This window comes from Mycobacterium sp. NGS33 (assembly GCF_059812885.1).
On the sequence record NZ_JCALDN010000004.1, the window covers coordinates 334,753 to 346,542 of the forward strand.

An 11,790-nucleotide genomic window follows, 5' to 3' on the forward strand; every position below is an offset into this window, starting at 1 on the left:
GAGCTCGCAGCGAGTGTCCAGGCCACGACCAGCGGTCATGCGTTTAGCATCGAGTCACGATCATGTGCGACCCGCTCTGCGCGCCGGCCCAATCTGGGAGCCCCCGGCGCTAACCGGGCACGAATAGAAGGTCGAGTATGCGTCCTTACCACGTTGCCATCGTTGGTTCCGGCCCGTCGGGTTTCTTCGCCGCCTCCTCCTTGCTGAAGGCGGCCGACGGGTCCGAGGACATCGATATCGCCGTCGACATGCTGGAGATGCTGCCCACGCCGTGGGGGCTGGTGCGCTCCGGTGTCGCGCCCGATCACCCGAAAATCAAGTCGATCAGCAAGCAATTCGAGAAGACGTCCCAGGATCCGCGCTTCCGTTTCTTCGGCAACATCTCGGTCGGCGAGCACGTGCAGGCCGACGAGCTCGCCGAGCGCTACGACGCCGTCGTCTATGCCGTCGGGGCGCAATCCGACCGCGCGCTCAACATCCCCGGCGAGGAGCTGCCGGGCAGCATCGCCGCCGTCGATTTCGTCGGCTGGTACAACGCGCATCCGAACTTCGAGGAAGCCACCCCCGATCTCTCGGGAGCCCGCGCCGTGGTCGTCGGCAACGGGAACGTCGCACTCGACGTCGCGCGCATTCTGGTCACCGACCCCGACGTGCTCGGGCAGACCGACATCGCCGACCACGCGCTGGAGTCGCTGCGGCCTTGCGGGGTCGACGAGGTGGTGGTCATCGGTCGGCGCGGACCGCTGCAGACCGCCTTCACCACCCTCGAGCTTCGTGAGCTGGGAGAGCTGGAAAACGTCGACGTGATCGTCGACCCCGCCCAGCTCGAAGGCGTGAGCGACGAAGACGCCGCGGCGGCGGGCAAGACGGCGAAGCAGAACATCAACGTGCTGCGCGACTACGCGAAGCGCGACCCGCGCCCCGGGCACCGCCGCATCGTGCTGCGTTTCATGACCTCCCCGATCGAGATCAAGGGGACGGACCGGGTCGAATCGATCGTGCTCGGCCGCAATGAGCTGGTCACCGACGACAACGGGTGGGTTTCGGCCAAAGACACCGGCGAGCGCGAGGAGCTACCGGTGCAGCTGGTGGTGCGCTCGGTCGGTTATCGGGGGGTGCCCACGCCGGGGCTGCCGTTCGACGACAAGACCGCGACGATCCCCAACAGCGGCGGCCGGGTCGAAGGCAGGCGCAACGAATACGTGGTCGGCTGGATCAAGCGCGGCCCGACCGGCGTCATCGGCACCAATAAGAAGGACTCCCAGGACACCGTGGAGACGCTGCTCGCCGATCTGTCCGGCGCCGACGGTCTCGCGGATTTCGGCGACGACCACGCCGATCGGCTTGCCGATTGGCTGGCGTCGCGCCAGCCCAAACTGGTCACCTCGGCCCACTGGGAACTCATCGACGCCCATGAGCGGGCGGCCGGCGAACCGCACGGACGTCCCCGCGTCAAACTGCCGAGCCTGGCCAAGCTGCTCCGGGTCAGCCACGGCTGATCGTTCGGTCTCGACGGCGCCCAGAGTACGAAGGGCTCTACTCAACGCCGTCAATCCTCCGTAGCGTTGACGGCGTGGGTAACGACCAACCAGTCACCGTGCTTTCCGAGGACGAGAACTGGAAGCTGTTGGGCAGTGTCGCGCTGGGCCGGCTGGTCACCAACTTCGCCGGTGAGCCCGAGATCTTCCCGGTCAACTTCGTCGCGCAGGACCGCACCGTGCTGTTTCGCACCGCCGAGGGCACCAAATTGTTCTCGGCGGTGGCCAATCACGCGGTGGTCTTCGAGGTCGACGATCACAACCTCATCGAAGGCTGGAGCGTCATCGTGCGCGGTCGCGCGCGCTTGCTGAAGACCGACGCGGACATTCAACGGGCCGAACGCGCGCAGTTGTTGCCCTGGACGGCGACGCGCAAACCGCACTATGTGCGCATCACCCCGACCGAGGTCACCGGTCGGGCGTTCCGGTTCGGCCCGGAGCCTGACCGTCACGAGCCGGTTGCCTGACGAGAAGCTCGGGTGCCTCCACGCCGGTGAGTCGGCGGTGCATGGCCCACGCGATCCGGCCGGCCTGAACCTTCGCCCGATCCGCCGCCGGCCCGTGGTACATCTCGTCAACGGTGTTGTGCCACAGCATGAGCCAGCGACGGAAGTGACGATCCGACAGTGGGCACGCGCGTGGATATCCCGGTGCGCCTGTAACGCACTGCGGCGGTAGAGCCCCGCCCGGAACAGCACGGTCTCCCAGAAGTCGCACATCGTCGGGACGTGGGCCTCCAGCCCGGTGGCCCGCAACTCGGCGAACGGCTCCGCCAGGACCTCGTCGTCCAACGCGCGCCCGTAGAACCGGCGCAGGAGCGCCTCGACGTCGGCGCGGTCGACCAGGTCCGCGCCCGTCGTTGTCAGCTGGCTCACGGCGACTCCTCGATCTGTCTGCAACTCAGAGTAACACCATCTTCACCGGACGAACCCCGTTGCGGAGCAGTGTGTTTCAGATCACCGGCGAGCGAATCTGGCCCGGTTACAGGTTGCCGCAACGGACCGCGAGCACGGAGTGACCCGCGTGGCACAGCTCTTCGGCCCGATACGTGTCGGCGACCAGCAGCTGTCCCGCTTCGTGGTGGGCGCGCAGGTACCGGTCCAGGCCGCCGGCCACCATCGTCGGCGCGGCCTGCACGTCGGGATACAACCGCATCCACCGTGCCAGTCGACGATCCAATTGCGCTCGCGCCGAAGGTTTTCCGGTGCTTGAGTCGCCGGCGCCGGGGCCTTTCGACACCGACAGTGCCCGCAGGGGTGTTCCGCGCAGTCTCGCTTCATCGAAGGCGTGCCGCAACACCTTGCCGTTGTCCACCTCGGCCACCACGCGGCTGACCTGCTCGGCCGTCGGACGGCCCGGCGGCTGTTGGATGACGGCGACCGGACACAGCGCCGAGCGGATCAGGCACGCCGCAACAGCGGGTCCGCCATGGCGGGCATGGTTGAGCCCGACCCGGCCGATGCAGATCATGACCGCCGATCTCGACTCCTCGAGGAGTTTGGAAACCGTTCGGCCCCAAAGAATATCGATTTCGACCTTGACCGGTTCGCCGACGGCGTCGACGGCGCGATGGGCGTCGGCCAGCGCGGCACGAGCGACGGCGAGCCGGGTGTCGGCGGCCCGCGCGCCCGAAGCGTCGTGCGGATCGATGACATACACCAGCCGCAGGGGGATATCGCGGTTGACCGCCTCGTCGATCGCCCAGAGAGCCGCATGTACCGCCGCCCTGGACCCGTCAACGCCGACCAGAATTGCGGGAGCTGGATATGCGTTGCTCATCGCGACCTCCTCCATCGAGCGGATGAAGGGTGATTCTCACACCGTTCACCCACGAGGTTATTGCTCGTAACCGCCACTCCCCCAGAGGCATTAGTCCTCGATTTGATGCCATTGGACCCTATGGCGCGGCAGGAGAAACGGAATTTACTGTTGCCATCGCGATGGCGGCGATCGAATACTGGGCGACATCGCAGATCGCTCAGACGACTCTGCGGCCGCTGCTGGGCCGTGCGGACCTGGACACGCTGCTGGCACACGGGAGGACCTCAACAGCGATCTGCGCACGATCATCGACAAGCAGACCGAGCCCTGGGGTGTGCACGTGCGCGCGGTTGAGAGCAAGGACGTCGAGATTCCCGAGTCGATGCAGCGCGCGATGCCCCGCGAGGCCGAAGCCGAGCGCGAACGCCGCGCGAAGGTCATCAACGCCCGTGGCGAGCTCCAGGCGTCGGAGGAGCTGCACGAAGCCGCGGAGACCCTGCCGATCAGAATTCGACCGTCATCTTCCCCCTGCCGGTCGACGGGGCGTCCTCGCGGCGATCACCAATTATCAAGCACGTCAAATACTTTCGCTGTTCAACAGGCGTCAAGTTAGGCCGCGGAGGCAGTTAACACAAGATGAATAAAAGATGAACAGAAGCTGAATTCTGTCTGGTCCGTGCCGTGAAATATGCAAAACCCCGCAGGCACCGGCCGCACCTGCCACGTTTAAAGGGCCCAAACCCCGAAGGTCTTTGGTAATGCCCTGCGCGCACGCTCCGCCACCCCGCTAAGCACCACGCCGCCCGCGTCGCCCGACGCGGGGTGAGCTTTGCCGACCGGCCAAGCGAATCCGGGAGCGGCCCACGAGATCCGAAAAGCACGCCGCTGCGGCGAGCGCCGGCGCCGGTGGCGTTTGTCCGAAAACCGCACATTGAGGGGATGTATCACGCATGGATTGGGCTTTCTTTCCACCCGAAATCAATTCCGCCCGGATGTACACCGGACCTGGATTGGCCTCGCTGTTGGCCGCCGCCGGAAGCTGGGACGCGCTCTCGGCCGAGCTGGCCTCCACCGCCGAGTCCTACGAGTCGGTGCTCGCGGGCCTGGACCTGCAATGGCGCGGCGCCGCCGCCGAGTCGATGGCATACGCGGCCGCCCGCTACATGGGCTGGTTACAGGCGACCGCCGAACAGACGAAGCAGACGGCCATGCAGGCGCGGACCGCCGCGGCGGCCTATGAGCAGGCGTATGCGATGACGGTGCCCCCGCCGGTGATCGCCGCCAACCGCACGCTGTTGGCCTCGCTGGTGGCAACGAACATCGTCGGTCAGAACACCGCGGCCATCGCGGACACCGAGGCGCAGTACGCCGACTTCTGGGCGCAGGATGCCGCCGCCATGACCGGCTACTCGGTGTCGTCGACGGCGGCGACGACGCAGTTGCCGCGGTTCGCCACGGCAACGAAGTCCACCACCGACTCCGGGGTGAGCGACCAGAGCGCCGCCGTGGCCGCGGTGAACACCAACGCCGGCGCGACCAAGCTTGCCGCGCAGACCTTTTCACCGCTGACACAGCAGTCGCAATCGGGACTCAACACGGGCGATGTCTACTACCTCGACGCATCGACGACGAGCTCGGGCACCAGCGCCTTCCGGGTCCTCGATGCCATTCAGGGAACGAGCCTCGGCTTCACCGCCCCCTACAACATGGAGCAGTTCGTGTCCGGCATCATCGGGGCGGAAAACAATCTGGGCATCCTCGCCAAGCCCGGTGCGGCCGCGGCCAACCTCGCTCCCGCGCTCGCGGCGCCCGCACTCCGCGGCGCAACGGCGGGCCTCGGCGGTGGACTGGGCAACGTGACCGCGACCCTTTCGCACGCCGGCACGATCGGGCCGATGTCGGTGCCCGCAAGGTGGGTCGCGCCCACGAGCAGCCACGTCTCGCCGTTGGAGCCCGCGGGGTTCACCACGCTGCCGGGGACCGAAGAGCCGATCGCGTCCGGGTATCCCGGTTACCCCGGCATGCCCGGCGGCGGTGCCGCCCGGTCCGCCGGCGCGGGTGCGGCGCCCCGCTACGGCGTGCGGCTCACCGTGATGCCACGCCCGCCGGCCGCCGGGTGACGTGCCACTACTTCGCCCACTGCTGTCGGTCATAGGACGAACCTTTCGCCGCACGCAGTTTCGCTTCACGCGGCCTTTAGGGCTGTAAGACAATGGAATTCGGTTTTCTGCCGCCAGAGGTGAACTCTGGCCGGATGTACGCAGGCCCCGGGTCGGGTTCGCTACTGGCCGCCGCGGGAAGCTGGGATTCGCTCTCTGCCGAGCTGGGCATCACGGCCGCGGTGTACGAATCGGTGCTGTCCGGCCTGACGGGTGTGTACTGGCACGGCCTCGCGGCCCAAGCGATGGCGGCAGGCGCCGCCCCCTACGTCGCGTGGCTGTATGCGACCGCCGAACTTGCTCAGCAGACGGCGGCGCAGGCCCGGGCGGCGGCGGCGGCCTATGAGTTGGCGCATGCCATGACCGTGCCCCCGCCGGCGGTCGCGGCCAACCGCGCCCAGCTGGCCACGCTGGTGGCAACGAACTTCTTCGGCCAGAACACCGCGGCCATCGCTGCCACCGAGGCCCAGTACGCCGAATACTGGGCCCAAGATGCCGCCGCGATGTACGGCTACTCCGCCAATTCGACCGCGGCCGTGCAGTTCTCGCCGTTTGCTTCCCCGCGCCAGACCACGACCACCGATGGGGTGACGGCGCAGCAGGACGCCGTCGTGCAAGCCACCGCGAACGCTTCGAGCTCGGGGGCGCAATCGGGATCGCAAGTGGTGAATTCCTCGGCACCCGGGACGTCGGAAATCCCGCTCGATTTCCGAATTCTTGACACCATCCAGGCCGCCCAGTTCACGTTCAGATCCGTTTTCACCGCGGAGGGGACTCCCGCCGGAATCATCCAGGCCGACAAGGCCTTAGGCATCTTGCCCAACCTCGGGGCGGTTCCGGCCGCCCTGCCCAAGGCGCCCGCGCTCAGCGGTGCCAGCTCGGGCCTGGGCAACGTCGACGCGGTGCTCGCGCGGGCCGGACGGATCGGTCCGATGTCGGTGCCCGCCGGCTGGACGGCCACGACCGGCAATCCCGTCGCGGCAGCGCCGGGCAGCGGCCTGGCCGAGCTGACGGCGACGGAGGTCGGGGCCCCGGCCGGGTCCACGCCGGGCATACCCGGACTTCCGGGCGGAACGGTCCGGCGGGCCGCGCTCGTGATACCGCGCTACGGCAGGCGGATCACGGTGATGACGCGCCCACCCGCGGCCGGTTGACCGGCGCTCAGCCGGCGGGCGGCTCGGGCGACGGCGGGGGCGCGGGCGGAACCGCGGGAGCGAATTTCCAGTTGTCCGGATTCTTCGGCGAATACACCACCGAAAACAGCTGGCCGATGGTCGGCCATTGGTTCACGTCGACGGCCATGCGCTGATACACCGCGTGTTCGTTGACGGTCGGGCCGTTGATCACCCCGGCGATGGTGACGAATTGTTCGCCGGTGGCGTCTGGGCGGGGACTTATCCCGGTGACCAGCAGCGTGCCGCTGAGCAGCTCACCCCGAGGGCCGCGCGGGACGAACCGCTGGACGAGAAACACCCCCAAGATCGCCACCAGCAAAAGCAGCAGTCCGAATTCCCACACTTGGCCATGGTAGGACCGTGATAAGACTGCGTCATGACTCGCACCGGCGATCTGGCGCTGGCACTGACGCTGGCCGACAGCGCAGACGCGTTGACCACCGCCCGATTCGGGGCGCTCGACCTGCACGTCGACACCAAACCCGACCTGACGCCGGTGACCGACGCCGATCGGGCGGTCGAAAACGAGCTGCGCGAGGCGCTCGGCCGCGAACGGCCCGATGACAGCATCGTCGGCGAGGAGTTCGGCGGCGACACCACCCTCACCGGGCGGCAGTGGATCATCGACCCGATCGACGGCACCAAGAACTTCGTCCGCGGGGTGCCGGTGTGGGCCACCCTCATCGCATTGCTCCAGGACGGCGTCCCCGTCGTCGGCGCCGTCAGCGCCCCGGCGTTGCAGCGACGGTGGTGGGCCGCCGACGGTCAGGGCGCCTTCGTCGCGGTCAACGGCACGCCCCCGCGACGGCTCTCGGTTTCCTCTGTGGCACAGTTGAATTCGGCAAGTCTCTCGTTCTCCAGCCTGTCCGGCTGGGCGCAGCTGGGTGTGCGGGATCGATTCATCGCTCTGACCGACGCGGTCTGGCGGGTGCGCGCCTTCGGCGACTTTCTGTCCTATTGCCTGCTCGCCGAGGGGGCCGTGGACATCGCCGCCGAGCCGGAGGTCTCGGTATGGGATCTCGCGGCGCTCGACATCCTGGTGCGCGAAGCGGGCGGGGCGCTGACGGCTTTGGACGGCACCGCGGGACCGCATCACGGCAGCGCCGTGGCCACCAACGGCCTGCTGCAGCAGCAGGTGCTCGACAGCCTCGCTGTGAATTAGTTAACAAGTGTTCTCCGTTATCTTACTCCGGAGTAAGATCGACGGTATCCGCATCGCCCACCGACCTGAGGCTGCCGAAAATGACCGGTTCCGGTTCTCAACAGACATCCGCACGCTCCCGCGTCAAACGGCGCGACCACAAATCCGCCGTCGGGCTCCAGCCCCACAAACGCACCGGCGTCGACATCGCCATCGCGCTGATCACCCCGCTCGTCGGCCAGGAATTCCTGGACAAGTATCGGCTGCGTGACCCGCTCAACCGCGCGCTGCGCTACGGCACCAAGACGGTCTTCTCCACCGCCGCCACCTCGTCTCGCGAATTCAAGCGAATCCAGAACCTGCGCGGCCGGCCGACCCGGCTCAAGTCGAGCGGCAAGGACTACTTCGATCTGACGCCCGACGACGAGCAGAAGATGATCGTCGAGACCCTCGACGAGTTCGCCGAGGAAGTGCTGCGGCCCGCCGCGCACGACGCCGACGAGGCGGCGACCTATCCGCGCGAGCTGATCGCCAAGGCCGCCGAGCTGGGCATCACCGCGATCAACATCCCCGAGGATTTCGACGGCATCGCCGCGCACCGGTCCAGCGTCACCAACGTGCTGGTGGCCGAGGCGCTGTCCTACGGCGACATGGGCCTGGCGTTGCCGCTGCTGGCACCCGGAGGCGTGGCCTCGGCGCTGACCCACTGGGGCAGCGCCGACCAGCAGGCCACCTACCTGCCCGAGTTCGCCGGCGAGAACGTGCCCCAAGCCTGCGTGGCCATCGCCGAGCCGCAACCACTTTTCGACCCCACCCGGCTGAAGACCACCGCGGTGCGCACCCCGAGCGGATACCGCCTCGACGGGGTGAAGTCGTTGGTCCCGGCCGCGGCCGACGCCGAGCTGTTCATCATCGGCGCGCAGCTGGACGGCAAGCCGGCCTTGTTCATCGTCGAGTCGTCGGCAAAAGGCCTTTCCGTGAAGGCGGATCCGAGCATGGGGATTCGCGCGGCGGCCCTTGGCCAGGTCGAACTCTCCGGGGTGACGGTGCCCCCCAGCGCCCGGCTCGGTGAGGACGAGGCCACCGACGAGGACTACTCCGAGGCGATCGCGCTGGCCCGGCTCGGCTGGGCGGCGCTGACCGTCGGCACCTCGCACGCGGTGCTCGATTACGTCGTCCCATACGTCAAGGAGCGGCACGCCTTCGGCGAGCCGATCGCCCACCGGCAGGCGGTGGCCTTCATGTGCGCCAACATCGCCATCGAATTGGACGGGCTGCGGCTGATCACCTGGCGCGGCGCGGCGCGCGCCGAGCAAGGCCTGCCGTTCGTCCGCGAGGCGGCGCTGGCCAAGCGGCTCGGCGCCGACAAGGGCATGCAGATCGGCCTGGACGGTGTCCAGCTGCTGGGCGGCCACGGCTACACGAAAGAGCACCCGGTCGAACGCTGGTACCGCGACCTGCGGGCCATCGGCGTGGCCGAGGGCGTTGTCGTCATCTGAGTCGTCATCCAAGTCGTTAACTCATCCGAGCTGAAAGTTCAATCATGGCAATCAATCTGGAACTTCCCCGCAAGATGCAAGCGGTGACGACCAAGACCCACCAGGGCGCCGCCGAGCTGATGCGGCCGATCGCCCGCAAGTACGACCTCAAGGAGCACGCGTACCCCGTCGAGCTCGACACCCTGTTCAGCCTCTTCGAAGGGGCCTCGGAGTCAATCGAATTCGCCGGAGCGAACGCGCTGGGCAGCGAGGACGAAGAACGCGACAAGAACCACAACGGCGCCAACATGGCGGCGCTGCTGCAGACCCTGGAAGCCAGCTGGGGTGACCTCGCGATGATGCTGTCGGTTCCGTATCAGGGGCTGGGCAACGCGGCCATCTCGGCCGTCGCCAACGAGGAACAGCTGCAACGCCTGGGCAAGGTGTGGGCGGCGATGGCGATCACCGAGCCCGGCTTCGGATCGGATTCGGCGGCGGTGTCGACGACCGCCACCCTGGACGGCGACGAGTACGTGATCAACGGCGAGAAGATCTTCGTCACCGCCGGTTCGCGCGCCACCCACATCGTGGTGTGGGCGACGCTCGACAAGGCGGCGGGCCGCGCGGCGATCAAGTCGTTCGTCGTGCCGCGCGAGCATCCCGGTGTCACGGTCGAACGGCTCGAGCACAAGCTCGGCATCAAGGGTTCCGACACCGCGGTCATCCGGTTCGACAACGCGCGCATTCCGAAGGAAAACCTGCTCGGCAACCCCGAAATCGAGGTGGGCAAGGGCTTTTCCGGGGTGATGGAGACCTTCGACAACACCCGGCCCATCGTCGCGGCCATGGCCGTTGGCGTCGGCCGCGCCGCCCTGGAGGAGATCCGCAAGATCCTCACCGAGGCCGGCGTGGAGATCTCCTACGACAAGCCCTCGCACGTCCAGAGCGCCGCCGCGGCCGAGTTCATCCGGATGGAAGCCGATTGGGAGGCCGCCTACCTGCTGTCGCTGCGGGCGGCGTGGCAGGCCGACAACAAGATCCCCAACTCCAAAGAAGCGTCGATGAGCAAGGCGAAGGCCGGCCGGATGGCCACCGACGTCACGCTCAAGACCGTCGAATTGGCCGGAACCGCGGGCTATTCCGAGCAGACGCTGCTGGAGAAGTGGGCGCGCGACTCGAAGATCCTGGACATCTTCGAGGGCACGCAGCAGATCCAGCAATTGGTGGTGGCGCGCCGGCTGCTGGGGCTGTCGTCGTCGGAGCTCAAGTAGCGATCGCGTTCAGGCGCCCGCGGGCTTCGTCGTCCAGTTCGATCGACGCCTCCGCCATGTCCTCTTCCAGGTGGCCGCGCGACGAGGTGCCGGGGATCAGCAGCACGTTGGGCGTCCACGCCAGCGCGACCTGAGCGGGTGTGCCATTTCGACGCGCTCGGCGTGGTCGATCGGGTGCGTGCCGGCGGGTTCTCCGGCCGGGCCGTGGTGCGGGTGGCCGGGGGGTTCTGAGCGGCCAGTAGGCTCTGGTGGCATGCGCGCGGTACAGGTGACTCGGCTCGATGGTCCAGACGCGGTCAAGTTGACCGACATCGACGAGCCCTCGGGCGACGGGGTCGTCGTCGACGTACACGCCGCCGGGGTGGCCTTCCCGGATGCCCTGCTCACGCGGGGCCTTTACCAGTACCGCCCGGAGTTGCCGTTCGTGCTCGGCGCCGAGATCGCCGGCGTGGTCCGGTCGGCACCCGAGGGCGCCAACGTGAGTGCCGGCGACCGGGTCGTGGGACTCACGATGCTCTCCGGCGGCATGGCCGAGGTCGCGGTGCTGGCCCCGGACCGGGTGTTCAAGCTGCCCGACAATGTGAGCTTCGAGGCGGGCGCCGGCCTGCTGTTCAACGACCTGACGGTCTACTTCGCGCTCACCGTGCGGGGCCGGCTGCAGCGCGGTGAGACGGTTCTGGTGCACGGCGCGGCCGGCGGCATCGGAACGTCGGCGCTGCGGCTGGCGCCGGCGCTGGGCGCGTCACGCACCATCGCCGTGGTCAGCACCCAGGACAAGGCCGACATCGCCACGGCCGCCGGCGCGACGGACGTCGTGCTGGCCGACGGTTTCAAGGACGCGGTGAAGGAGTTGACCCACGGACGCGGCGTCGACATCGTCGTCGACCCGGTCGGCGGCGACCGGTTCACCGATTCCCTGCGCTCGCTGACCCCGGGCGGGCGGCTGCTGGTGGTCGGGTTCACCGGCGGTGAGATTCCCACCGTCAAGGTAAACCGGTTGCTGCTCAACAACGTTGACGTGGTGGGTGTGGGCTGGGGCGCATGGGCCGGGACGCATCCGGGCGCGCTGGCCGAGCAGTGGGCCGGCCTCGAACGGTTGCTCACGTCCGGGGAGCTGGCCCCGCCCGAGCCGGTGGCCTACCCGCTGGAGCAAGCCGCGACCGCGGTCGCCTCGCTGGAGAACCGCAGCGCCAAGGGCAAGGTCGTGCTGCGCGTGCGGGGTTGATCCCGCCCCGAACCCGCGACACTTAAACGACTGTGACGACAA

Annotated in this window: 10 protein-coding genes and 3 pseudogenes; 9 read left to right on the top strand and 4 right to left on the bottom strand. The window is 68.0% G+C overall.

Going from position 1 to position 11,790, the window contains the following annotated elements; all coding sequences use genetic code 11:
* Window positions 1-137: 137 nt before the first annotated feature.
* Window positions 138-1,499, top strand: coding sequence for an FAD-dependent oxidoreductase (locus AC5Y5B_RS11885; RefSeq protein WP_500005383.1), 1,362 nt, complete (start codon window positions 138-140; stop codon window positions 1,497-1,499).
* Window positions 1,500-1,573: 74 nt separating this feature from the next.
* Window positions 1,574-2,005 (top strand): pyridoxamine 5'-phosphate oxidase family protein, encoded by a 432-nt coding sequence (locus tag AC5Y5B_RS11890; RefSeq protein WP_112634709.1) that lies wholly within the window; start codon window positions 1,574-1,576, stop codon window positions 2,003-2,005.
* Here the strand turns inward: AC5Y5B_RS11890 and AC5Y5B_RS11895 are convergent.
* Window positions 1,947-2,413: pseudogene (locus AC5Y5B_RS11895) on the bottom strand (group III truncated hemoglobin). The gene AC5Y5B_RS11890 and the pseudogene AC5Y5B_RS11895 overlap by 59 nt on opposite strands.
* Before the next feature lie 106 nt (window positions 2,414-2,519).
* On the bottom strand, window positions 2,520-3,317 hold the full coding sequence (locus tag AC5Y5B_RS11900; protein ID WP_500005384.1) for a universal stress protein: 798 nt from the start codon (window positions 3,315-3,317) through the stop codon (window positions 2,520-2,522).
* A gap of 29 nt (window positions 3,318-3,346) precedes the next feature.
* Between AC5Y5B_RS11900 and AC5Y5B_RS11905 the strand changes: the two are divergent.
* The 3 genes and pseudogenes from AC5Y5B_RS11905 to AC5Y5B_RS11915 form a co-directional block, all read left to right on the top strand.
* Window positions 3,347-3,929: pseudogene (locus AC5Y5B_RS11905) on the top strand (SPFH domain-containing protein); the annotation flags it as partial.
* Between the two features lie 320 nt (window positions 3,930-4,249).
* Window positions 4,250-5,419 (top strand): PPE family protein, encoded by a 1,170-nt coding sequence (locus AC5Y5B_RS11910; protein WP_500005385.1) that lies wholly within the window; start codon window positions 4,250-4,252, stop codon window positions 5,417-5,419.
* A 92-nt stretch (window positions 5,420-5,511) separates the two neighbouring features.
* The gene (locus AC5Y5B_RS11915) at window positions 5,512-6,612 is read left to right on the top strand and encodes a PPE family protein (RefSeq protein WP_500005386.1); all 1,101 of its coding nucleotides are present in this window, start codon (window positions 5,512-5,514) and stop codon (window positions 6,610-6,612) included.
* A 7-nt stretch (window positions 6,613-6,619) separates the two neighbouring features.
* Here the strand turns inward: AC5Y5B_RS11915 and AC5Y5B_RS11920 are convergent, their stop codons facing one another.
* Window positions 6,620-6,976, bottom strand: coding sequence for a hypothetical protein (locus AC5Y5B_RS11920; RefSeq protein WP_500005387.1), 357 nt, complete (start codon window positions 6,974-6,976; stop codon window positions 6,620-6,622).
* 33 nt (window positions 6,977-7,009) lie between these two features.
* Between AC5Y5B_RS11920 and hisN the strand changes: the two genes are divergently transcribed.
* From hisN to AC5Y5B_RS11935, 3 genes are all read left to right on the top strand, one after another.
* On the top strand, window positions 7,010-7,795 hold the full coding sequence (gene hisN, locus AC5Y5B_RS11925) for a histidinol-phosphatase (RefSeq protein ID WP_112634704.1): 786 nt from the start codon (window positions 7,010-7,012) through the stop codon (window positions 7,793-7,795).
* 80 nt (window positions 7,796-7,875) lie between these two features.
* Window positions 7,876-9,273, top strand: a complete 1,398-nt coding sequence (locus AC5Y5B_RS11930; protein ID WP_112634703.1) for an acyl-CoA dehydrogenase family protein — start codon at window positions 7,876-7,878, stop codon at window positions 9,271-9,273.
* A 44-nt stretch (window positions 9,274-9,317) separates the two neighbouring features.
* Entirely contained in the window at window positions 9,318-10,523 is a 1,206-nt protein-coding gene (locus tag AC5Y5B_RS11935) for an acyl-CoA dehydrogenase family protein (RefSeq protein ID WP_500005388.1), read from the top strand.
* Here the strand turns inward: AC5Y5B_RS11935 and AC5Y5B_RS11940 are convergent.
* Window positions 10,516-10,677: pseudogene (locus tag AC5Y5B_RS11940) on the bottom strand (oxidoreductase); the annotation flags it as partial. The gene AC5Y5B_RS11935 and the pseudogene AC5Y5B_RS11940 sit on opposite strands and share 8 nt — an antisense overlap.
* A gap of 99 nt (window positions 10,678-10,776) precedes the next feature.
* Between AC5Y5B_RS11940 and AC5Y5B_RS11945 the strand changes: the two are divergent.
* Window positions 10,777-11,748 carry an NADPH:quinone oxidoreductase family protein gene (locus tag AC5Y5B_RS11945; RefSeq protein ID WP_112634701.1) on the top strand — a complete coding sequence of 324 codons (972 nt, stop codon included), beginning with the start codon at window positions 10,777-10,779 and terminating at the stop codon, window positions 11,746-11,748.
* Window positions 11,749-11,790: the final 42 nt, after the last annotated feature.